Annotated in this window: 24 protein-coding genes; 17 read left to right on the top strand and 7 right to left on the bottom strand. The window is 65.9% G+C overall.

Features of this window, described 5'->3' with window-relative positions; genetic code table 11:
* Nucleotides 1-68: 68 nt before the first annotated feature.
* Nucleotides 69-4694, top strand: a complete 4626-nt coding sequence (locus U1738_RS08015) for an NAD-glutamate dehydrogenase (protein ID WP_332788514.1) — start codon at nucleotides 69-71, stop codon at nucleotides 4692-4694.
* 76 nt (nucleotides 4695-4770) lie between these two features.
* Here the strand turns inward: U1738_RS08015 and U1738_RS08020 are convergent, their stop codons facing one another.
* From U1738_RS08020 to U1738_RS08040, 5 genes are all read right to left on the bottom strand, one after another.
* Nucleotides 4771-5082 carry a ribbon-helix-helix domain-containing protein gene (locus U1738_RS08020; RefSeq protein WP_332788515.1) on the bottom strand — a complete coding sequence of 104 codons (312 nt, stop codon included), beginning with the start codon at nucleotides 5080-5082 and terminating at the stop codon, nucleotides 4771-4773.
* The gene (gene cobT, locus U1738_RS08025; protein ID WP_332788516.1) at nucleotides 5075-6907 is read right to left on the bottom strand and encodes a cobaltochelatase subunit CobT; all 1833 of its coding nucleotides are present in this window, start codon (nucleotides 6905-6907) and stop codon (nucleotides 5075-5077) included. Before cobT ends, U1738_RS08020 begins: the two co-directional genes overlap by 8 nt.
* Nucleotides 6904-7341: a hypothetical protein gene (locus tag U1738_RS08030; RefSeq protein ID WP_332788517.1), complete on the bottom strand. Its 438-nt coding sequence runs from the start codon at nucleotides 7339-7341 to the stop codon at nucleotides 6904-6906. The genes cobT and U1738_RS08030 overlap by 4 nt, the downstream gene beginning before the upstream one ends.
* Nucleotides 7342-7348: 7 nt before the next feature.
* On the bottom strand, nucleotides 7349-8353 hold the full coding sequence (gene cobS, locus U1738_RS08035) for a cobaltochelatase subunit CobS (protein WP_332788518.1): 1005 nt from the start codon (nucleotides 8351-8353) through the stop codon (nucleotides 7349-7351).
* A 111-nt stretch (nucleotides 8354-8464) separates the two neighbouring features.
* On the bottom strand, nucleotides 8465-9163 hold the full coding sequence (locus U1738_RS08040; protein WP_332788519.1) for a winged helix-turn-helix transcriptional regulator: 699 nt from the start codon (nucleotides 9161-9163) through the stop codon (nucleotides 8465-8467).
* 91 nt (nucleotides 9164-9254) lie between these two features.
* Here U1738_RS08040 and U1738_RS08045 point away from each other — a divergent pair, with 91 nt between their 5' ends.
* Genes U1738_RS08045 through U1738_RS08085 form a run of 8 tightly spaced genes read left to right on the top strand, consistent with a single transcriptional unit; the run spans nucleotide 9255 to nucleotide 13959 of the window.
* Nucleotides 9255-9680, top strand: coding sequence for a VOC family protein (locus U1738_RS08045; protein ID WP_332788576.1), 426 nt, complete (start codon nucleotides 9255-9257; stop codon nucleotides 9678-9680).
* A gap of 37 nt (nucleotides 9681-9717) precedes the next feature.
* Nucleotides 9718-10377, top strand: coding sequence for a glutathione S-transferase family protein (locus U1738_RS08050; protein WP_332788520.1), 660 nt, complete (start codon nucleotides 9718-9720; stop codon nucleotides 10375-10377).
* Nucleotides 10374-10763: a DoxX family protein gene (locus U1738_RS08055; RefSeq protein WP_332788521.1), complete on the top strand. Its 390-nt coding sequence runs from the start codon at nucleotides 10374-10376 to the stop codon at nucleotides 10761-10763. Before U1738_RS08050 ends, U1738_RS08055 begins: the two co-directional genes overlap by 4 nt.
* A 24-nt stretch (nucleotides 10764-10787) precedes the next feature.
* On the top strand, nucleotides 10788-11507 hold the full coding sequence (locus tag U1738_RS20270; protein WP_443026994.1) for a DUF1428 domain-containing protein: 720 nt from the start codon (nucleotides 10788-10790) through the stop codon (nucleotides 11505-11507).
* Between the two features lie 41 nt (nucleotides 11508-11548).
* On the top strand, nucleotides 11549-12337 hold the full coding sequence (locus U1738_RS08070) for a VOC family protein (protein ID WP_332788522.1): 789 nt from the start codon (nucleotides 11549-11551) through the stop codon (nucleotides 12335-12337).
* The gene (locus U1738_RS08075) at nucleotides 12334-12819 is read left to right on the top strand and encodes a VOC family protein (protein WP_332788523.1); all 486 of its coding nucleotides are present in this window, start codon (nucleotides 12334-12336) and stop codon (nucleotides 12817-12819) included. Before U1738_RS08070 ends, U1738_RS08075 begins: the two co-directional genes overlap by 4 nt.
* Nucleotides 12819-13478: a glutathione S-transferase family protein gene (locus U1738_RS08080; RefSeq protein ID WP_332788524.1), complete on the top strand. Its 660-nt coding sequence runs from the start codon at nucleotides 12819-12821 to the stop codon at nucleotides 13476-13478. The genes U1738_RS08075 and U1738_RS08080 overlap by 1 nt, the downstream gene beginning before the upstream one ends.
* 22 nt (nucleotides 13479-13500) lie before the next feature.
* Nucleotides 13501-13959 carry an SRPBCC family protein gene (locus U1738_RS08085; protein ID WP_332788525.1) on the top strand — a complete coding sequence of 153 codons (459 nt, stop codon included), beginning with the start codon at nucleotides 13501-13503 and terminating at the stop codon, nucleotides 13957-13959.
* 187 nt (nucleotides 13960-14146) lie between these two features.
* Here U1738_RS08085 and U1738_RS08090 read toward each other — a convergent pair whose 3' ends face one another.
* A complete protein-coding gene (locus U1738_RS08090) occupies nucleotides 14147-14758 on the bottom strand; it encodes a J domain-containing protein (RefSeq protein ID WP_332788526.1) in 612 nt (203 codons plus the stop codon).
* A gap of 39 nt (nucleotides 14759-14797) precedes the next feature.
* Here U1738_RS08090 and U1738_RS08095 point away from each other — a divergent pair, with 39 nt between their 5' ends.
* From U1738_RS08095 to U1738_RS08115, 5 genes are all read left to right on the top strand, one after another.
* On the top strand, nucleotides 14798-15088 hold the full coding sequence (locus U1738_RS08095; RefSeq protein WP_332788527.1) for a BolA family protein: 291 nt from the start codon (nucleotides 14798-14800) through the stop codon (nucleotides 15086-15088).
* Nucleotides 15089-15102: 14 nt separating this feature from the next.
* Nucleotides 15103-15810 carry a glutathione S-transferase gene (locus U1738_RS08100; protein WP_332788528.1) on the top strand — a complete coding sequence of 236 codons (708 nt, stop codon included), beginning with the start codon at nucleotides 15103-15105 and terminating at the stop codon, nucleotides 15808-15810.
* Between the two features lie 138 nt (nucleotides 15811-15948).
* Nucleotides 15949-16389, top strand: coding sequence for an NUDIX hydrolase (locus tag U1738_RS08105; protein WP_332788529.1), 441 nt, complete (start codon nucleotides 15949-15951; stop codon nucleotides 16387-16389).
* The gene (locus U1738_RS08110; RefSeq protein ID WP_332788530.1) at nucleotides 16386-17288 is read left to right on the top strand and encodes a pirin family protein; all 903 of its coding nucleotides are present in this window, start codon (nucleotides 16386-16388) and stop codon (nucleotides 17286-17288) included. Before U1738_RS08105 ends, U1738_RS08110 begins: the two co-directional genes overlap by 4 nt.
* Nucleotides 17289-17395: 107 nt before the next feature.
* A complete protein-coding gene (locus U1738_RS08115) occupies nucleotides 17396-18280 on the top strand; it encodes an alpha/beta fold hydrolase (RefSeq protein ID WP_332788531.1) in 885 nt (294 codons plus the stop codon).
* 27 nt (nucleotides 18281-18307) lie between these two features.
* Here U1738_RS08115 and U1738_RS08120 read toward each other — a convergent pair whose 3' ends face one another.
* Nucleotides 18308-19405, bottom strand: a complete 1098-nt coding sequence (locus tag U1738_RS08120) for a DUF2332 domain-containing protein (protein WP_332788532.1) — start codon at nucleotides 19403-19405, stop codon at nucleotides 18308-18310.
* Between the two features lie 63 nt (nucleotides 19406-19468).
* Between U1738_RS08120 and hisG the strand changes: the two genes are divergently transcribed.
* The 3 genes from hisG (at nucleotide 19469) to nusB (ending at nucleotide 22206) form a co-directional block, all read left to right on the top strand.
* Nucleotides 19469-20131, top strand: coding sequence for an ATP phosphoribosyltransferase (gene hisG, locus U1738_RS08125; RefSeq protein WP_332788533.1), 663 nt, complete (start codon nucleotides 19469-19471; stop codon nucleotides 20129-20131).
* A 139-nt stretch (nucleotides 20132-20270) separates the two neighbouring features.
* Nucleotides 20271-21557, top strand: coding sequence for a histidinol dehydrogenase (gene hisD, locus U1738_RS08130; RefSeq protein WP_332788534.1), 1287 nt, complete (start codon nucleotides 20271-20273; stop codon nucleotides 21555-21557).
* A gap of 178 nt (nucleotides 21558-21735) precedes the next feature.
* Complete coding sequence (nusB, locus tag U1738_RS08135) at nucleotides 21736-22206, top strand: transcription antitermination factor NusB (RefSeq protein ID WP_332788535.1); 471 nt, start codon at nucleotides 21736-21738, stop codon at nucleotides 22204-22206.
* Nucleotides 22207-22230: the final 24 nt, after the last annotated feature.

Genomic DNA, 22230 nt, shown 5'->3' on the forward strand with positions numbered 1-22230 from the left:
CTGCCCAACCTTTAGGCACCCACCACAGGGGTTGAGCTAAAAAAGCGGCAGGCGCATAGGATGTGCCCATGGCCAAGACCACGCTGAAATCGCTGTCGGATGCGCTTGCCGCCCGGCTGACCAAGGGCGCTCTTCCAGGGGAGTTGCAGAATTTCGGCAAGAAGGAGCGCGCGGAGGCCGCCGCCTTCGTCGCCGCGACCGCCGAAAAGCGCATCGCCGGTACGCCCGCGATCGAACTGGAGGTATTGCCCGGTGCCGATCTGAACGAAACGCGCCGCCGCATGCGCCTGGCGATCGTCAATGACGACATGCCGTTCCTGGTCGATTCGATCGCCGCGACGATCGGCGCGCACAATATCGGCATCGATCGCATCATTCACCCGGTGCTGCGCGTCACGCGCGATGCCACCGGCGCACTGACAGAGGTCGGCGACACCGGTGCCCCCGAATCGATGATCTATATCGAGCTGGAACGCGCCGATGCGCGCGAACGGCGCGTGCTGATCGGCGAGCTGGAACGCAATCTAGCGGATGTGCGCGCGGCGGTGGCGGACTGGCCGGCGCTGCAACGCACGATCGCCGCCGATGCCGAGGCCCTGCAGTCGAGCAGCCTGTTCGATCTCGATGGCGAAGGCGCGGAATTGCTGCGCTGGTTTCTCGACGGGCATTTCACCCTGCTCGGCCATGAATTGTGGAGCAACGGCAAGAGCGTCGAGCGGATCGGTATTACCCGTCACCGCCACGAAGTGCCATTGCTGGCCGAGGCTTCGCGCACCGCCGCGCTCGAATATTTCGCCGCCGGTGGCGAAGCGCCGCTGCTGCTGAAATCGAACCTGATCTCCAGCGTCCACCGCCACGTGCCGCTCGATCTGGTGCTGGTGCCGGTGGTCGAGGGCGGAAAGGTCGTCGGCCTCTCGATCCATGCCGGGCTGTGGACCAGCGCCGCGCTCGGCGCGCCGCCGCAGGACGTGCCGCTGCTGCGCACCCGCCTCGCCGCGCTGGAGGCGAAGTTCGGCTTCGATCCCAAGGGCCATACCGGCAAGGCGCTGACCCATGCGCTGGCCGCTTTGCCGCACGATCTCGTCACCGCGTTCGATGCCGACAGTCTCGAGAATCTCGCGCTCACCGCCATGTCGCTGGCGGATCGGCCGCGACCCAAGCTGGTGCTCGTGCGATCGATCCTCGGGCGGCACATGTTCGCGTTCGTCTGGTTGCCGCGCGACGATCTGACCACCGCGCGCCGCGTCGCGATCGGCGAGATGCTTGGCGAGGCGTGCAACGGTGCGCTGCTCAACTGGTCGATCGCGCTGGAGGACGGCGTCGTCGCGATGATGCGCTACACCTTCGATCTCCGTGGCGAAGGGCATATGCCCGATCCCGCGCCGCTCGACGTGCGGCTCGCCCGCATGGTGCGTGGCTGGGTGCCGGCGGTCGAGGCCGCGCTCGGCGAACTGGTCGATCCGACCCGCGCCGCGCGCCTCGCTTTGGGCCACGCCGCCACCTTCCCGCAGGGCTATCGCAACGCCACCTCGGCAGAGGAAGCCGCACGCGACATCCTGTGCCTCGCGCGTTTGGAAAGCCCGACCGATCGCACCGTGCGCCTGTTCAACGATGTCGGCCGTGGATCGCGCCTGAAGATCTATCGCGAAGGCGGCGCGCTGGCGCTGTCCGATGCGGTGCCGGTGCTGGAGAATTTCGGCTTCCGCGTGATCGAGGAAATTCCGACGGCGCTGTCCGGCGACACCGAAGGATTCGTCCACGAATTCCTCGTCGAGGCGGTAACCGCCTTCAAGGGCGATCCGAAGGTGCTGGAAGATGCCGTCGCCGCCGTGCTGGAAGGCAAGGCCGAGAACGACGCCTTCAACCGCCTGATCGTCGATGCCGGCATGGCACCGAGCGCCGTGGTGCTGTTCCGCGCCTGGTTTCGCTATCTGCGCCAGGCCGGCCTACCTTACGGCCTCACCACCGTGGTCGATGCGCTGCGCCGCGCGCCCGCCGTTGCCGGATACCTCATCGACCGGTTCAACGCCGCGCACGATCCGCAACGCACCGGGGATAGCATCCCGGCAACCGACGCCGCGATCGAACGCGGCCTCGACGCCGTCTCGGCGATCGACGACGATCGCATCCTGCGCGCGATCCGCAGCGTGATCGTCGCCTGCCTGCGCACCAACGCCTTCGCCCCCGCCGGGCAGACCGCCTTGGCATTCAAGCTCGACAGTCACCTCGTTCCCGGCCTGCCCGCGCCGGTGCCATGGCGCGAGATCTGGGTCTATTCGCCCCGCGTCGAGGGCATCCACCTGCGCGCCGGACCCGTGGCGCGCGGCGGCCTGCGCTGGTCCGACCGGCGCGACGATTTCCGCACCGAGATTCTCGGCCTGATGAAGGCGCAGCGCGTGAAGAACGCGGTGATCGTCCCGACCGGTGCCAAGGGCGGCTTCTATCCCAAGCAACTCCCGCTCGGCTCGAACCGCGATGCCTGGCTGGCGGAGGGTACCGAAAGCTACCGCATCTTCATCCGCACCCTGCTGTCGATCACCGACAACATCGTCGAGAACGTGGTGGTCCATCCCGCCGATGTACGCATCCTCGACGGCGAGGATCCTTATTTCGTCGTCGCCGCCGACAAGGGCACCGCGACTTTCTCCGACGTCGCCAATGCGATAGCGCTGGAGAACGACTTCTGGCTCGGCGATGCGTTCGCCTCCGGCGGGTCGGTCGGCTACGATCACAAGGCAATGGGCATCACCGCCAAGGGCGCGTGGCTCAGCGTGCAGCGCCACTTCGCCGAACGCGGCGTGGACGTGCAAAACGACCCCCTCTCCGTCGTCGGTTGCGGCGACATGTCAGGCGACGTGTTCGGGAACGGCATGCTGCTGTCGAAGACGCTCAAGATCGTCGCGGCCTACGACCACCGCCATATCTTCCTCGATCCCGATCCCGATCCGGCGGCAAGCTGGGAAGAGCGCAACCGCATGTTCGCTTTGCCCCGCTCCAGCTGGGCGGATTACGACGCCAAGCTGATCTCGAAGGGCGGCGGCGTGTTCCCGCGCACCGACAAGACGATCAAGCTCAGCAAGCAGATCCGCGCCGCGTTGGGCACCGATGCGCAGGAAATGGAGCCTACCGCACTCATCTCCACGATCCTGAAGGCCCCGGTCGATCTCATTTGGTTCGGTGGCATCGGCACCTATGTGAAAGCGGCGGCGGAGAACAACATCTCGGTCGGCGATCCCGCCAACGATCGGCTGCGCGTCGATGCCGAGGATTTGCGCGCTACCGCGATCGGCGAGGGCGCGAATCTGGGCGTCACGCAGGCCGCACGCATCGCCTTCTCCGCACGGGGCGGGCGCATCAACACCGACTTCATCGACAACAGCGCCGGCGTCGATTGTTCGGATAACGAGGTCAACATCAAGATCGCGCTCAACCGCGAGATGATCGAAGGCCGTCTCGCCTACGAAAAGCGCAACACCTTCCTGGCGAGCATGACCGACGACGTCGCGCACCTCGTGCTGGAGGACAACCGCCTGCAGACGCTGGCGCTGTCGGTGGCCGAGAATGACGGCGCACAGGCCTTGCCGAGCTATGTCCGCGTGATCGAGATTTTCGAAGGCGCCGGCCGGCTCGACCGCGCGGTCGAAGGCCTCGCCTCCAACGACGATCTGCTGCGCCGCGTGCAGGAATTGCGCGGCCTGACGCGCCCCGAACTCGCCGTTTTGCTGGCGACCGCCAAGCTCGCCTTGCAGGACGCGATCGAGCATAGCGATCTCGGCACCGATGCCGAACTCCGCGACGATCTCCACGCCGCCTTCCCGCGCGCGATGCAGAAGAAGTTCGGCAAGGCGATCGACGAACATCGCCTGCGCGGCGAGATTGTCGCGACCAAGCTCGCCAACCGCATCGTCAACCGCATGGGCGTCCTCTACCCCTTCGAACTGGCCGAGGAGGAAGGTGCCGGCATGGCCGACATCGCCGCGCTGTTCGTGGTGGCGGAACGCCTGTTCGACCTGCCCGATCTGTGGGCCGAGATCGAAACCGCCGCGATGCCGGAGGCCGCGCGCATCGCCTTGTTCGACGAGGTCGCCGTGGCGACGCGCGCGCAGATCGCCGATCTGCTCCGCGTCTCGCCCCCCGGTGCCAGCCCTGCCGAGGTGCTGGGCCGCCTCGCCAAGGGCATCGCCTCGCTCGACAAGCAGACCAAGCATCTGCTGCTGGCCGAAGCGAGCGCACAAAGCGCCCGCATCGCCGCGCGCCTCGAAGCGGCGGGTGCGCCGAAGAAGCTGGTGCAGAAGACGGTCCGCCTGTTCGAGCTGGACGGCGCGGTCGGCCTCGCCGATCTCGGCGAGCGACTGAAGCTCGACGAACTGGTCCTCACCCGCGCGTTCACCCGCCTCGGTCAGGCGCTCGGGCTGGACTGGGCCCAGGCCAACGCCGCGCGCATCTCGCCCAGCGATCCATGGGAACGCCTGCTCATCGCCGGCCTCGCGCGCGATTTCCAGCAATTGCGGCTCGAATTCCTCGGCCGCGGTTCGGGCGATCCGCAGGCGCAGGTCGAAGCGTGGCTGTCGGCAAACGCTGGCCGCGTCGCGCAGTTCAAGGCGGTGGTCGATCGCGCGAAAAGCGCGGCCGCCCCGAACGCCGCAATGCTCGCGCAGATCGCCGGGCAGGCCAGGGTCTTGTTGGGCCGGTAACTCATCATATCCTCCCCGGCACGGGGAGGGGGACCATGAGCATTCAGCGAATGGTGGAGGGGGCGGGCCACAAGCGTCACGCTCGTGGAGAGCCCCCTCCACCATTTGCCGGAAGTGGCAAATGGTCCCCCTCCCCGTACCGGGGAGGATCAAGAGTGGACAACACCCAAGACCGGATCGCACTCGCCAGATTCGGCGGATCATCCCCCACGATCCGCACCGCATCGATCTGCGCCACCAGCGCACTGAGCGGCAGCTTCAACCGCACCGCCGCCGCCTCCAGCGCGCTCCAGAACACCGGCTCCAAACTGATCGACGTCTGATGCCCGGCGATCGTCACCGATCGTTTCACCGGCCCGCGAAACCCGCCATCCGGGGCCTCAATCATTCGTGTCGAACAACGCCGCCAGTTGCTCGATGATCGCGCCGCCAAGCTGTTCGGCATCCATGATCGTCACCGCGCGATTGTAATATCGCGTCACGTCGTGACCGATCCCGATCGCCACCAGTTCCACCGGCGACTTGGTCTCGATCCACCCGATCACCTGCCGCAGATGCCGCTCCAGATAGCTCCCGGAATTCACCGACAGCGTCGAATCGTCCACCGGCGCGCCATCCGAGATGACCATCAGGATCTTGCGATCCTCCGGCCGCCCGATCAGCCGGCCATGCGCCCAGATCAGCGCCTCGCCGTCGATATTCTCCTTCAGCAGCCCCTCGCGCATCATCAGCCCGAGGCTCGGCTTGGCCCGCCGCCACGGCTCGTCGGCCTTCTTGTAGACGATGTGGCGCACGTCGTTTAGCCGCCCCGGCTGCGGCGGACGCCCGGCGGCAAGCCACGTCTCGCGCGCCTGCCCGCCCTTCCATGCGCGCGTCGTGAAGCCCAGAATCTCGGTCTTCACCCCGCACCGCTCCAGCGTCCGCGCGAGAATGTCGGCGCTGATCGCCGCGATTGAGATCGGCCGTCCACGCATCGATCCGGAATTGTCGATCAGCAACGTGACGACGGTATCCTTGAAATCCGTCTCGCGCTCGATCTTATAGCTCAGCGACTGCATCGGGTTGACCACGACGCGGGCGAGGCGCGCCGCATCCAGCATCCCCTCTTCCTGATCGAAATCCCACGACCGGCTCTGCTGCGCCATCAGCCGCCGCTGCAACCGGTTGGCAAGCTTCGTCACCGCACCCTGCAGATGCACCAATTGCTGATCGAGATAGGACCGCAACCGCGCCAGTTCGTCCGCGTCGCAAAGCTCGGTCGCCGCGATCACCTCGTCATAGGCGGTGGTCCAGGCCTTGTAATCGAACTGCCCGGCGAAATCCTGCATCGGCCGGTTCGGGCGGACGGGCAGCATCCCCTCCTCGCCCTCGTCGCCCGGCTCGCCGTCCATATCCTCGAAATCTTCGTCGCCCTGTTCGGCATTCTCGCCGTCCTGCGACTCCGCGTCGCGCTCGGAGCCACGCGCCTCGACCTCGCCCTGCCCGTCCTCGCCTTCGCTCTCGCCGTCATCGCCCTCGTCGGACTGTTGCTCGTCGGTGCCCTCGTCGTCGTTGCCGCCCTCGTCGCTATCCTCGGGGATCATGTCCCCCTCGATCAACTCGAGATCCTCCAGCAACCGCGTGGTCAGCTGGGCGAACGCCTTCTGGTCGTCGATCGCGAACGCCAGCGCGTCGAGATCCTTGCCGGCTTTCTCCTCGATCCAGTCGCGCACCAGCGCCATGCCCGGCGCGGTCACGGCCGGCGCGCTTTGCCCGGTCAGCCGCTCCCGCACCATCAGCCCGAGCGCGGTCGACAACGGCACTTCCTCCCGCGATCGCGCCCGCGTGATCGGATCGGCGCGCAGCTTCATGTCGAGCGCCGTCGCCAGATTGGCCGCGATCCCGGCATAACCGCGCGATCCCAGCGCCTCGACCCGCGCCCCCTCCACCGCATCGAACACCGCGCGCGCCACCGCTTCGCCCGGCGCCGCGCGCGTATGCACGGCGGCGTCATGATATTTCAGCCGCAGCGCGAAGCCATCGGCGAACCCGCGCGCCTCCGCCACCTGTTCGGCCGGCAAAGTCCGCGCCGGCATCGGCACCTTGATGTGCTTGCCCGAACTGGTCGGCGCGTCGGCGGTGAAGGCGAGTTCGATCTCCGGCTCGTCGGCCAGCGCGCGCGACGTGCCGCCGAGTACGGCCTTGAATCGATCGAGGGGGGTTTCGGTGGTCACAACTGATCGTCGATGAGGCGTTGCCTGTAGCTTTCCAAATTTGGCGCCTGGACAAACCCATTTTGCCACACCCGGCCATCGGTTCCGATAATCACCGCGTCAGGATCACAATCGTCAACCGACCCTCCAGCGTTCATCGGGAGTATCTGGCCATCGAAAGTTACTGCCCAACCCACAATCGGATTGATGAAGTCATCACCTCCATCTGGATCGGGAGACCAAGCTATCAGGCCCTGTTGAGCCGCAAATGTATGGGCTGGAAGCTTACTGATCTGAGCCATTGTCACGTCAAGAATTACGAGCTTTGTGCCATCCGTCATTTCGACGTCGTGAACCCAGCGCTGTACCCCGGCTCGCACTTCGGAGCGCCCCGGCGTTATTAACTTAATGTCCCGCACTTGACGCCGACAAAAATCATCGTCGAGAAAGAACATCGTCGCCTCAACCTTTCCCCACCACGCTCTCCGGCAGATCCTTGCCGAACACGCGCTGATAATATTCCGCGACCAGCGAACGCTCTGCCTCGTCGCATTTGTTGAGGAAGCTCAGCCGGAACGCGAAGCCGACATCCTTGAAGATCAGCGCGTTCTGCGCCCAGGTGATCACGGTACGCGGGCTCATCACGGTCGAGATGTCGCCGTTGATGAAGCCGCGCCGCGTCAGTTCCGCCACGCGGACCATATTGTCGACCTGCGTCTTGCCCTCCGGCTTGTCGTATTCGCCCGATTTGGCGAGCACGATCTGCGCCTCGACCGCGGCGGGCAGATAGTTCAGCGTCACGACGATGTTCCAGCGGTCCATCTGACCCTGGTTGATTTGCTGCGTGCCGTGATACAGGCCGCTCGTATCGCCCAGGCCCACCGTGTTGGCGGTGGCAAACAGGCGGAAATTGGGGTTCGGGCGGATCACGCGGTTCTGGTCGAGCAGCGTCAACTTGCCCTCCGTTTCCAGCACGCGCTGGATCACGAACATCACGTCGGGCCGGCCCGCGTCATATTCGTCGAACACCAAAGCCGTCGGCGTCTGCAGCGCCCAGGGCAGCAAGCCTTCGCGGAATTCGGTGATCTGCTTGCCGTCCTTCAGCACGATCGCGTCGCGCCCGACCAGATCGATGCGGCTGATATGCGCATCCAGGTTGATGCGGATGCACGGCCATTTCAGGCGCGCGGCGACCTGTTCGATATGCGTCGACTTGCCGGTGCCGTGATAGCCCTGCACCATCACGCGGCGGTTGAACGCGAAGCCGGCGCAGATCGCCAGCGTCGTATCGGCATCGAACACATAGGCCGGATCGAGATCGGGCACGCGCTCGTCCGCTTCGCTGAACGCCGGCACCTCCATGTCCGAATCGATCCCGAACAGTTCGCGCACCGTGACCATGCGGTCGGGCGCGTCGAGGATCGTCGTCTCGCGGCTGTCGGGCTGGATATTCGGGATGTCGGTCATGGCTTTAGAACACCGTTCGGGCTGAGCTTGTCGAAGCCCTGTCCTTCGCTCAACGCGCGAAAAGCAAGAACGGCACTTCGACAGGCTCAGTGCGAACGGAAAGGGCCTACGTCAAGCCGAACCTGCCTTCTCCGGCATCGGCAGCATCGTCGCGAAGCGCTCGAACAGCGCGCGATCACCCGCGATGTCCAGCATGCCGTCCGCCGCCAGCGCATCCAGCGGCACGCCGCCATAGACCGCCGCCGCCACACCATGCGTCGCGGCCGTGATCGTCACGTCGGCGTCGTCCAGTCCGCCGCGCCCGATGCCCATCTCGCCGTCGTGAACCGTCAGCCAGAACGTCTCCTCGCCGATCACGAATACCATACGCGCGCGGAAATCGCCGGCCAGCGCGGGCGAGAACATCGTGCGCAGCGACAGCATCAGCGAGATCGGGCTGAACGGCCGGGTCGGATCGTGGCTCGGCGATTTCGCCGCCCAGCGCCCCAGCGCCTGAAACACCGGGCTGGCCTCCTGCCCCCACGGCGTCAGGCCGTACACCTGCACCGATGCGGGCGGCGGGAGCATGATCCGCCGCACGATGCCCGACGCCTCCAGCCCCGCCAGCCGCTGCGTCAACACATTTGCGCTGAGCAGCGGCAGGCTCTTGCGCAATTCGCCGAACCTGCGCGGCCCCATCATCAGCTCGCGCATCACCGGCAACGCCCAGCGCTCGCCGATGATATCCATGCCGTGCGTTGCCGCACAGGCATCGTCGTAACGCCTTTTGTCCGCCCCTTTCGACGACTCAGTTACTTTTTCTAACTTCATGGTTGCTTTATGTAACTACGAGGAGCATCAAGGTCAAATAGCGATTCGCGAACAACAGCGTTTCGAAAATGGGAGCAGTGCCGTGACAAAGATGATCTTCGTGAACCTGCCCGTGGCAGACGTCGCCGCATCGACCGCTTTCTACGAAGCGATCGGCATGGTGAAGAACGAGAAATTCTCCAATCAACAGGCGTCCGCCATGAACTGGTCGGACACGATCCACTTCATGCTGCTGGATCACGCTTTCTACGCGACCTTCACCAAGAAGACGATCATCGATGCCAAGACCAGCAGCGGCATGCTGCTAGCGCTTGGGCTGGACAGCCGCGCGGATGTCGATGCGATCACCACGGCGGCAGTGGCGGCCGGCGGCACCGAGTTGCACGATCCAGAGGATATGGGCTTCATGTATTCGCGCGCCTTCGCCGACCCCGACGGCCACGGCTTCGGCCCGTTCTGGATGGACCCCGCCGCCGCCGAGAACGGCCCCGAGCATATGGCCGACGCTGCGGCGTAACAGCAGGCGCGTAGAACACAGCGACAGGAGCGACGCCATGATCCCGACCATCACCGGCTTCAAATGGGTGCCGGAATTCGCCCGCGGCTATGTCCGCGACACCCGCGCGCGCTGGGCGTTCGAGGAAACCGGACAGGCCTATGCGGTCAATCTGATCGACTTCGATTACGTGAAAAGCGAGGCGCATCGCCGCTTCCAGCCGTTCGGCCAGGTGCCGACCTATTCCGACGGCATTGTCGAGATCTTCGAATCCGGCGCGATCGCGCTGCACATCGCGCGTCAGGCGCCGGGCCTGCTCCCGGAAGGCCCGGCGGCGCGCGCGCGGGCCGAACAATGGGTCATCGCCGCACTCAACTCGGTCGAGCCGTTCGTCATGCAGATCGCGGTGGTCGATGTGTTCGAGGCGGATCAGGAATGGTCGAAGCTGCGTCGCCCCAAGGTGATCGAGGATATCCGCACGAGGCTGGCCGATCTGTCGCATGCCCTCGGCGACAAGGATTGGCTCGACGGCACCTTCACCGTCGGTGACCTGACCATGGTCTCGGTTCTGCGCGGCCTGCACGATAGCGGGTTGTTGAAGGAATTCCCCAATCTCGCCGCCTATGTCGCGCGCGGCGAGGCCCGGCCCGCCTACGTCAAGGCGATGGCCGATCATCTCGCAACCTTCGCCACCGCCGACGAAGGAGCCAGCACATGAACACCACCCGCACGCTCTGGATCGGCCGGATACTGACCGGCCTCGCCATCCTGTTCTTCCTGATGGACGCCGGCGGCAAGCTGATCGCGCCCGCCACGATGATCGCCAACAGCCCGCCGCTCGGTTTGCCCGCGAGCGTTCAATTCTACCGCCTGCTCGGCGCGATCGCCCTGATCTGCACCGCGCTATACGCCTGGCCCCGAACCAGCGTGCTCGGCGCGGTGTTGCTCACCGGGTATCTCGGCGGCGCGATCGCCTGCCAGCTTCGCGTCGCCAGCCCGATATTCAGCCACACGCTGTTCGGCGTCTATATCGCCTTGTTCGTATGGGGCGGGCTGTGGCTGCGCGACGCCCGGCTGCGCGCGATCTTCCCAATCATCCGCTAGACTGCGCAAAACAGGAGAGAGACGATGAGCTATATCGATGGTTTCGTGCTCGCCGTGCCGGCCGCCAACAAGCAGGCCTATATCGACCACGCCACAGCATCCGTGCCGCTGTTCAAGGAATTCGGCGCGACCCGCATGGTCGAGACCTGGGGCGAGGACGTGCCCGACGGCAAGGCCACCGATTTCAAGCGCGCGGTGAAGGCGACGGACGACGAGATCGTGCTGTTCAGCTGGATGGAATATCCCGACAAGCCGACGCGCGATGCAGCGATGGAGAAGATCATGTCCGATCCGCGCATGGCGGAACTGGGCGCGGACATGCCGTTCGACGGCACGCGGATGATCTTCGCCGGGTTCGAACCGATCGTGGAAGCGGGCGCGGGCGGCGATATGGGCTATGCCGACGGCTATCTCGTCCCCGTGCCGCTGGCGAAGAAAGACGCGTATCGCGCGCTCGCCGAAAAGGCGGCGATCGTCTTCCAGGATCACGGTGCGACGCGGATCGTCGAATGCTGGGGCGAGAGTCTGCCGGACGGCAAGACCACCGACTTCAAGCGCGCGGTGCAGGCGCAGCCGGACGAGGCGGTGGTCTTCTCCTATGTCGAATGGCCCTCAAAGGCCGCGCGCCAGCAGGGCTGGGGCAAGGTGATGGCCGACGACCGGATGAAGCCCGACGGCTCCGATATGCCGTTCGACGGCAAGCGCATGGTCTATGGCGGCTTCACCCCGATCCTCGACGCCTGACCCGAGATACATCCGACACGAGACACACAAGGAGAGGAACGATGACCAATCCCCACGGCACCCCGATCTGGTACGAACTGCTCTCGAACGATGCCGACGCCAGCAAGGCCTTCTACGAAAAGGTCATCGGCTGGACGGTCCACCCGGCCGACCCCGGCGGCATGGATTATCGCATGATCGACACCGGCGGCGGCGATTTCGTCGGCGGGCTGATGAACCTGACGCCCGAAATGCATGCCGGCGGCGCGAAACCGCGCTGGTTGTTCTATATCGGCGTGGACGATGTCGATGCCACCGTCGCGAAGATCACGGAGAAGGGCGGCGGTGTGCTGATGCCCGCCATCGACATGCCCGGCGTCGGCCGCATGGCCTTCGTCCACGATCCGCAGGGCATCCCCTTCTACGTCATGCGCGGCGCCAGTCCCGAGGACAGCACGGCCTATGACCGGACGGGCATGGGCAAGTGCAACTGGAACGAACTCGCCACCCCGGATCAGGCGGCGGCGAACGCCTTCTACGGCGAGATCTTCGGCTGGACCTTTCCCGACAGGATGACGATGCCCGGCGACATGGGCGATTACGTCTTCGTCCATGTCGCGGGCCAACAGATCGGCGCGACCATGAAGGCGGTGCCCGGCGGCCCGAGCGGCTGGCAATTCTATTTCCGCACGCCGGATATCCCGGCCACCGCCGCCAGCGTCGCGGAGGCCGGCGGCACCGTCCATCACGGCCCGGCGGAAGTGCCCGGCGGCGACCGCATCATCATCGCCAGCGATCCCCACGGCATCATGTTCGGCGCGGTCGGCCCGGGCGAGGCAGCGGCGCAATGAGCCACAAGATCGCCCCCTGCCTCTGGTATGACAGCACTGCCGAGGCCGCCGCCACCTTCTACGCCGCGACCTTTCCGGACTCCTCGGTCGATGCGGTCCACCGCGCGCCGCTCGCATTGCCCGGCGGCACCGAGGGTGACGTGCTGATGGTCGAATTCACCGTCTGCTGCATGCCGTTCCTCGGCCTCAACGGCGGCCCGCTCTATCCGCAGACCGAGGCCGTCTCGTTCCAAATCTATACCGACGATCAGGAAGAGACCGATCGCCTGTGGAACGCGATCGTCGGCAATGGCGGCGCGGAAAGCGCGTGCGGCTGGTGCAAGGACCGCTGGGGCGTATCGTGGCAGATCACGCCCCGCGCGCTGATGGCCGCCACCACCAACCCGGACCGCGCCGCCGCGAAACGCGGGATGGAAGCCATGATGACGATGCGCAAGATCGATATCGCGGCCATCGAGGCCGCGGTGGCCGGGCGCAACTGATGGCCGGGCTGGAACTCTTCGCACACCCCTTCTCGTCTTACTGCCAGAAGGTGCTGATCGCTCTGTATGAGAATGCGACGCCGTTCGCGTTCCGGATGCTCGATGGCGATCACCCGGAGAACGGGGCCGCCTTCGCCGCTTTATGGCCGATCGGCAAGTTTCCGCTGCTCGTCGACGATGGCCGGGCGATCGTGGAATCCAGCATTATCATCGAACATCTTCAGCACTATCATCCCGGCCCCCGGCGCTTCATACCCGCCGATCCGCACGACGCGCTGGAAACGCGGATGCTCGATCGGGTGTTCGACAATCATGTGATGGGGCCGATGCAGCGCGTGGTGGCCGATGCGCTGCGCCCGCCTGAACGCCGCGATTCCGCCGCGGTTGAGCAGGCCGGGGGTGCGCTCGACACGGCCTATGCCTGGCTCGACGCCCGGCTGGCCGGTCGGGAATGGGCCGCCGGCGCGTTCGGGCTGGCCGATTGCGCCGCGGCACCGGCGCTCTTCTATGCCGATTGGGTCCGCCCGATCGATCCGGCTTATGCCACGCTCACGGCCTATCGCGCCCGCTTGCTCGCGCGTCCGTCCTTCGCCCGGGCGGTCGATGAGGCCCGCCCCTACCGCGCTTTCTTTCCACTCGGCGCACCCGACCGCGACTGATCTTTTTCAAGGGAGGATTTTCATGACCGACCGCCACGAACTCTCCGTCACTCGCCTGATCGACGCCCCGCGCGAGGTGGTGTGGAAGATCGCCACCGAACGCCTGGCCGAATGGTGGTGCCCCCGCCCCTGGACGACCGAGATCGTGGAACAGGATTGGCGCGCTGGCGGCCGATCCGCGATGATCATGCGCGGGCCGGACGGCGAACGCCACGAACTGGAAGGCGTGTTCCTGGAAGTCGTACCCAACACGCGCTTCGTCTCCACGGATGCCTATGCCACAGGCTGGGTGCCGCAGGGACCGTTCATGACTGGCATCTGGGACTTCGCCGACGAGGACGGAAAAACCCGCTACACCGCCACCGCCCGCCACTGGACCAAGGAGGCGAAGGACCAGCACGAGGCGATGGGCTTCGTAGACGGCTGGCAGAAATGCGCCGAACAACTCGCGGAAATCGCCGAGCGCGAGGCAAAGGTGTGACTTCTTTCTAAGCCCCTCCCCTTCAGGAGCGACGGGTGAACAGCGCCCCGCGCTGTTCAGGTCATGCCGGGGGCATGACCGACCCGTCGCTGGGTTGGGGTGGGGCCGTGCCGCAAAAACCAGCGCTGGTCTCGATGAGAAGGCACGGCCCCACCCCGACCCTCCTCTGAAGGGGAGGGAGAAGAAATCAAGCAAACGCCGCCGCGCCCTTCAGTTGCGTGTACGCCGCGATCACATCCTGCAGCGCCTTCTCGTGGCTCCGATCCCCGCCATTCCGATCGGGGTGATATTTCCGCACCAGTTCCGCATAACGCTGCCGCAGCCCCCGCCGATCGACATCCGCCCCCAGCCCCAGCACCTTCAACGATCGCCGATCCACCTCGGACAGCGATCGCCCGTCCTTTCGCGCCTCTTCCATCTTGCGCTGGAACCGCGCGCCGATCGCGTCGAGCGGATCGGCGAAGTCGGCCCATTTCGGCGGCCGGTCTGCGCCGCCGGTGCCGGTAAAGGCCCGCGTCTCGCGTTCCCAGCCGGCGAGCGGACGCTGCGCGTCGTGGATCTCGTCCACGCTCATCCCACTGAAGAAATTATACCCGGCGTTGAATGCGCGCACGTGATCAAGGCACAGCCAGCGATACGGGCGCGGCCCCTCGTGCCCGCTGCCCACGCCTTCCAGCAAAGGCGCACGGAACTCGCCCGGCTCCTCGCACCCGGCTTCCGAACACAATCGTCCCTTGCTTTCGACACGCCCATGAAAGCGTGCCGTAGGCCGGTCCTTCTTTTCACTCTCGCGCGCCACGCGGCTCCCCGAAACGACAAAGCGGTCTATATAGGCGCGATGACCAACGCTTCCACCGCCTCCGCCCCGATCGCCGAACAGATCACCGCCCGTCTGACGGCGGCACTCGCCCCGACTTTGCTCCATGTCTCCAACGATAGCGCGAGCCATTCCGGCCATATGGGCGACGACGGCACCGGCGAATCGCATTTCTCGGTCACGATCGAAAGCGCGGCCTTTTCCGGCGTCTCGCGCGTTCAGCGGCAGCGGCTGGTCAACCAGGCGTTGGCGGACCTGCTTCGGGACCGCATCCATGCCTTGGCGATCAAGGCGCGCGCGCCCGGCGAATAGGGGGAGAAAAGTCGATGCCCTACAACCTCTGGTACTGGCCCTCGATCCAGGGGCGCGGCGAATTCGTCCGCCTCGCGCTCGAAGCCGCCGGGATCGATTATCGCGATTGCGCCCGCAAGACCGACGAGCAGGGCCTGATCGAGAATCTCGAAAGCCAGGCCGGGCACGGCCCGTTCGCTCCGCCCTATCTCGAGATCGACGGGCTGATCATCGCGCAGGTCGCCAACATCCTGATGTATCTCGGCGAGCGCCACCAGCTCGCGCCGAGCAACATGGCCGATCGGTTGTGGCTCAACCAGCTGCAGCTGACCATCGCGGATCTGGTCGCCGAGGTGCACAACGTCCATCACCCGGTTGATCCCGGCGCCTATTACGACGACCAGAAGCCCGAGGCCGCCCGCGCCGCCGCGCAGTTCCGCGACAGCCGCCTGCCCAAATTCCTCGGCCATTTCGAGAATGCGGTGGAGGCCAACAAAGGCGACTGGCTGATCGATCACCGCTGGACCTATGCCGACACATCGCTGTTCCAGATCGTCGAGGGCCTGCGTTACATGTTCCCCAGGCGCATGGCGGCGATTGAGCACGATTACCCCGGCGTGATCCGCATCCACGATCAGGTCGCCGACCTGCCCGGCATCAGGGCCTATCTGAAAAGCGACCGCCGCCTGGCGTTCAACACCGACGGCATCTTTCGATACTATCCGGAGCTGGATGCGGCGTGACAATCCTGTTCCCCTTCCTTCACGCTTCCCCGGCGAAGGCCGGGGCCCAGTCGGAAAGGTGGACATGACTTTGCGCAACACCAGCCAATTCAAGTCTCTCGGCTGGACCCCGGCCTCCGCCGGGGAACAGTTGCAAAGATGAGAACCCCCCGCCCCGCCGCGCGCATCCTGCTGGTCGACGCCGAGGACCGCGTCCTCCTGTTCCGCTTCACCCCCGCCGACCGGCCGCCGCTCTGGTGCACCCCCGGCGGCGCGGTCGATCCGGGCGAGAGCTATCCCGCCGCCGCCCGCCGCGAATTGTGGGAGGAGGTCGGCCTCGACGTGGATTGCGGCCCCGAAATCGCGCGCCGCGTCGTGGATTTCGTCACCTTCGAGGGCGTCGAGGTCACCGCCGACGAACGCTATTTCCGCATCGATATCGACAGCTTCGACGTGAAGCCCGGTGGGCTCACCGCGCAGGAAGAACAATTGCTCGTCGGGCACCGGTGGTTTTCCCGAAACGACATCGCCGCGCATGACGAAGTGATCTATCCCGCGGACCTCGCCGAATTGCTCGACGCGAGCGGAGCCGACCGATGACCAATGACGATTTGATCCTCCAGACCATAACCCCCGTCACGCACGATCTCGGCGGGTTCAAGGTCCACCGCACGCTGCCCAACAAGGCGCGCACGATGGTCGGCCCGTTCCTGTTCTTCGATCAGATGGGCCCGGCGCATCTCGACATGGGCAACGGCATCGACGTGCGCCCGCACCCGCACATCAATCTCGCCACCGTCACCTATCTGTTCGAAGGCGCGATCGGTCACCGCGATTCGATCGGCAGCAACGTCACGATCGAACCCGGCGCGGTGAATCTGATGACCGCAGGCCATGGCATCGTCCATTCCGAACGCTCGCCCGAAGCCGAACGCGCGATCGGCCCGGCGCTCAGCGGCATCCAGACCTGGATCGCCCTCCCCGAAAAGGACGAGGAAATCGACCCGGCGTTCGAACATGTGTCGAAGGCCGAACTCCCCACGGTCGAGACGAAAAACGCCCGCGCGCGGATCATCATGGGCAATCTGTGGGGCGCATCCGCCCCCACCACGACCTATGCCGAGACGATCTATGCCGACATCGTGCTGGACGCCGGCGGCGAGGTGCCGATCGATCCCGGCGCGGACGAACGCGCGGTGTATCTCGCGATCGGCGAGGCGACGTTGGACGGCATGACGCTGGAGCCGATGGTACTGTACGTTCTGAAACCCGGCATCGCCACGTCGCTGAAATCCGCCACTGGCGCGCGCGTGATGCTGTGCGGCGGCGAAGCCTTCGCGACGCCGCGCCATGTCTGGTGGAATTTCGTCTCGTCCTCGCGCGATCGCATCAACGAAGCGAAGCGCGCATGGAAGGCTGGCGAATTCCCCACGGTGCCGGGCGACGACAAGGAATTCATCCCGATCCCGGAGATACCGTTGACGGTGAGCTATCCGTAATAATCCCCCTCTTGCGGAAGGAGTTATGGGAGGGCATGTCCACATCTATCGCGCGTGATGATCGGGCCCGCCCCGACCTATCCCGCAAGCGTAGATGGGAGAAAGAGATGCCGGATTTCGAACTTCAACGCATCCCCCTCTCCACCGGCGTAACCCTCGACGTCGCCACCGCAGGCAGCCCGGAAAACCCCGCGATCATCCTGCTCCACGGCTTTCCGGAATCGCACCGCACCTGGCGCCACGTCATCCCCGCGCTCGCCGAGAAGCATTTCGTCCTCGCCCCCGATCAGCGCGGCTTCGCGCGCTCGTCCAAGCCGGAAAACGTCAGCGACTATACCCCGGACAAGATGGTGGCCGACCTGCTCGCGCTCGCCGATCACTACAAAATCGACAGTTTCACGCTGGTCGGCCACGATTGGGGCGGCGCGATCGCGTGGATGTCCGCGCTCATCCGCCCTGACCGCGTCGCGCGCCTGATCATCATCAACGCGCCGCATCCCTTTGTCTTCCAGAAGACATTGTTCGACGACATGGCCCAGCGCGAGGCGAGCCAATACATCACCGCCTTCCGCAATCCTTCGTTCGAACATCACATCGAACATATCGGCCTCAGCGCCTTCTTCGACAGCAGCTTCATGAAGCACACCGATTTCGAGAAGATCGCCGCCGAAAAGTCGGTTTATCTCGATCAATGGAGCCAGCCCGGCGCGATGACCGCGATGCTCAACTGGTATCGCGCCAGCCAGGCGATCGTGCCGCCGATGGACTCGACGCCCGAACGCCCGGCCTATCTCGACACGCCCTTCCCGCCGATCACCCAGCCGACTTTGGTCATCTGGGGCATGCAGGACAAGGCGTTGTTGCCCAGCCAGCTAGAAGGGCTGGACACGCTGGTGCCGGATCTGACGCTGATCCACGTCGATGCCGGCCATTTCGTACCGTGGGAAGCGCCCGAAGCGGTGGTCAACACCATCACCAGTTGGCTCCCCTGACCTAATCCTCCCCGTTCCGGGGAGGATTCAGACAGAGATCTTCGCCCCCGCCGGCAAATCCACCCGCGTGCCATCCGTGACCGCACCCGTATTGACCCACGCCGCATGTGCATGCGCCGTCGCGACCGTCGCCCATGCACCATCCCCCGGCCAGCTCCGCGCGCGCACCACCTGATATCCGAACGCGCGATCCGGCTCCATCATCACCCAGCCGACCGGCCGCTCCGCCGTGGCCGCGGCCCCCGCCCCTTTCATCGCCGCGCGGATCCGCTCCGCCACCGCCTCCGGCAGATATTGCCACACCACCGAATGCATCAGCACCCGCGTGACGCCCGCCGCCTGCGGCTCGGCCAGCCGCGCCTCGATCCAGTCCGCCGCATCGGCATGATCCAGCCTCACGCCCTTCGCCCGCATCATTTCGATCGCGGCCCGCACGCGCACCAGCCGCTCAGGTGTCTCCGGCCACACATAGGCCGCCAGCCGCGCGGCCACCGCCGGATCGGTCGCGTCCATCGCGTTCACGTCGCACCCGCGCGTCGAGACGATCTCCAGCGGCACGGCAGGCGCGGGCGGCCCGCTCCATTCCGGCCGGATCGTGACAGGCGAACCCGCCGGCCCGTACATCGTGCCGCCCAGATCGAAGCGATAGCGATCGATCAGCAGGTTCAGCCCCGCGCTCGATCCGATCTCCAATATTTCGAGTCTCGGCCCATGCCGCGCGGCGATCTCGATCAGCCCGGTCATCAGCGCCGCCGATCGCCCCGGCTCGTTGGTCTGCGGCGGCCCGTCCAGCCACGGCATCAATGCGCCCTCGTGCCGCGCCAGCACGCGCTCAAGGATCGCGCCAATCTCCCCGACATCGGTAACCGCGCCCGAATAGACCTGCGCCAGTTCGTCATCCACCCCCGCCAGCACCAAAGCATGCAACCCGCCGAACAGGCGCAGCGGCAACGCATCCCGCGTCGGCTCGCCTGCCCAGTCCAGCACCCGAGTGCCCACCACCGTATCGCGCGTCAGATGCTGCGCCACCGCCAGGCACATCCGGCCATAGATCGGCGCGGCATTGGTGCGGCAATAATGCTCCTGGATCAGGAACGCCCCGCGATTATTCTGTTCGTCGGCCATCCGGATGCTCCTTACCTGTGCATTGTTGCTCCCGGCCCCACCCCCGAGTAAAGCCCCGCGCATATGGTCGATCCCATCATTATCGCCGTCCCCAAGGGCCGCATCCTCGCCGAGGCCGTGCCGCTGCTCGCGCGCGCCGGAATCGTGCCCGAAGCGGCGTTCAGCGACGAGGATTCGCGCGCGCTGCGCTTCACCACCAGCAACCCCGGCATCGACCTGATCCGCGTCCGCGCGTTCGACGTCGCGACCTTCGTGGCGCACGGCGCGGCGCAACTCGGCATCGTCGGATCGGACGTGCTGGCCGAATTCGATTATTCCGAACTCTACGCGCCGGTCGATCTCGGCATCGGCCATTGCCGCCTGTCGGTCGCCGAACCCGCCTCGCTCGCCGCGCAGGACGATCCGCGCGGCTGGAGCCATGTGCGCATCGCGACCAAATACCCCCACGTCACGGCCGCCCACTTCACCGCGCGCGGCGTGCAGGCGGAATGCGTCAAGCTGAACGGCGCGATGGAACTGGCGCCGCTTTTGGGGCTGGCACCGCGCATCGTCGATCTGGTTTCGTCAGGCCGCACGCTGAAGGAAAACGGGCTGGTAGAGGTGGAAGTGATCTGCGAAGTCACATCACGCCTGATCGTCAACCGCGCCGCGTTCAAGACGCGCGGCGAAGTGGTGCCGCTGGTCGAGGCGTTCCGCCGCGCCGTCGCGCAGGAAGTGGCGGCGTGAGGGCCCTCCTATTTCTAAGCCCCTCCCCTTCAGGGGAGGGGTTGGGGTGGGGCCGTGCCGCAAATTCTGGCGCTGGTCTCAATGAGACTGAGACGCCCCACCCCAACCCCTCCCCTGAAGGGGAGGGGCTAAAAAAATCATGCTGAACCTCTCCACCTCCGACCCCGGCTTCGACCGCGCCTTCACCGCCCTCGTCAACGGCCGCCGCGAGGCCGACGCAGACGTCGCCCGCGACGTGCGCATCATCGTGTCCAGCGTCCGCGACGAAGGCGACGCCGCGCTCGCAGCCTTCACCAAGAAGTTCGACCGCCACGATCCGAACGAAACCGGCTGGCGCATCGAACGGAGCGAATGGCTCGCCGCCTACGAAAACCTCGACCCCGCCTTGCGCGATGCGCTCAACCTCGCCGCCGCGCGCATCACTGCGTATCACGAGAAACAGCGCCCGCAGGACAGCGACACCACCGACGCCGCCGGAGTCCGCCTCGGCGCGCGCTGGAACGCGATTGCCGCCGCCGGCATCTATATCCCCGGCGGCCGCGCGGCCTATCCCTCGTCGGTGCTGATGAACGCGATCCCCGCGCGCGTCGCCGGGGTCGATCGCATCGCGATGGTCACGCCCACGCCGAATGGCGAGATCAACCCGCTGGTCCTCGCCGCCGCGCACATCGCCGGGGTGGACGAGATCTGGAAGGTCGGCGGCGCACAGGCCATCGCCGCGCTCGCCTATGGCACCGGCCGCATCGCGCCCGTGGACGTCATCACCGGCCCCGGCAACGCCTGGGTCGCCGAGGCCAAGCGCCAGCTCTACGGCGTGGTCGGCATCGACATGGTCGCCGGCCCGAGCGAGATCGTGGTCGTCGCCGATGGCCGCAACGATCCGGACTGGATCGCCGCCGATCTGCTCAGCCAGAGCGAGCACGATCCGACCAGCCAATCGATCCTGTTCACCGACGACGCCGCCTTCGCCCGCGCCGTCGCCCAGGCGGTGGACCTGCAGATCGGCACGCTCTCCACCGCCCAGACAGCGCGTGCCGCCTGGGACGCCAACGGCGCGATCATCGTCACCGCGTCGCTGGAAGAGGCATTGCCACTTGTGGACCGCCTCGCCCCCGAACATCTCGAACTCGCCTGCGACGATCCGCAGGCGCTGTTCGATCGCGTACGCCATGCCGGATCGGTGTTCATGGGCCGCCACACGCCCGAGGCGATCGGCGATTACGTCGCCGGCCCGAACCACGTCCTCCCCACCGGGCGGCGCGCACGGTTCGCCAGCGGCCTGTCGGTGCTGGATTTCATGAAGCGCACCAGCTTCCTGCAACTGGACGAGGCATCGCTCGCCGCGATCGGTCCGGCGGCGGTGGCACTGGCCGAGGCCGAAGGGCTGCCGGCGCACGCAAGGTCGGTCGCGCTGCGTCTGTCTTGATCACCTTAAACCGTTCGTGCTGAGTAGAGACTGAGTAGCCGAAGGCGTAGCGAAGGCTCGTATCGAAGCACCACCCCACGTAAAACCCGTCCTTCGATACGCGCCTTCGACAAGCTCAGTCGCTACTCAGGACGAACGGGGGTGGGAAAAACTGCGCTCTGAAGCTAAGAGCGCCAAAATGTCCCAACGCACCCCCACGCGCACCAAAGCCCGCAGCCAGGCCCGCGCCGCCTCCCGCCTCGCCGCCGTGCAGGCTCTGTATCAGCATGACATGGAAGGCACCGCGATCACCGCTTTGCTGCACGAATTCCACCAGCACCGGCTCGGCGCGACGATCGAGGACGCGGAATATGCCGAGGCCGAGGTCGATTTCTTCGATGATGTCGTGAAGGGCACCGCCGCGCGCCTCGACGAGATCGACGCCACGATCGCCGCCAAGCTCTCCGCCGGCTGGAGCCTGCCGCGCCTCGACAAATCGATGCGCGCGATCCTGCGCGCCGGGGCCTACGAACTGATCGCCCGGCCCGACGTGCCCGTCGGCACCGTCATCACCGAATATGTCGACGTCGCCCACGCCTTTTTCGACAAGCGCGAGGCCGGTTTCGTCAACGGCCTGCTCGACGCGATCGCCAAGGATGTCCGCGCCTAAGTCCTCCCCGAAACGGGGAGGATC

It is taken from the genome of Parasphingomonas caseinilytica (assembly GCF_036663755.1).
In the GTDB taxonomy this organism is placed as follows: domain Bacteria; phylum Pseudomonadota; class Alphaproteobacteria; order Sphingomonadales; family Sphingomonadaceae; genus Sphingomonas.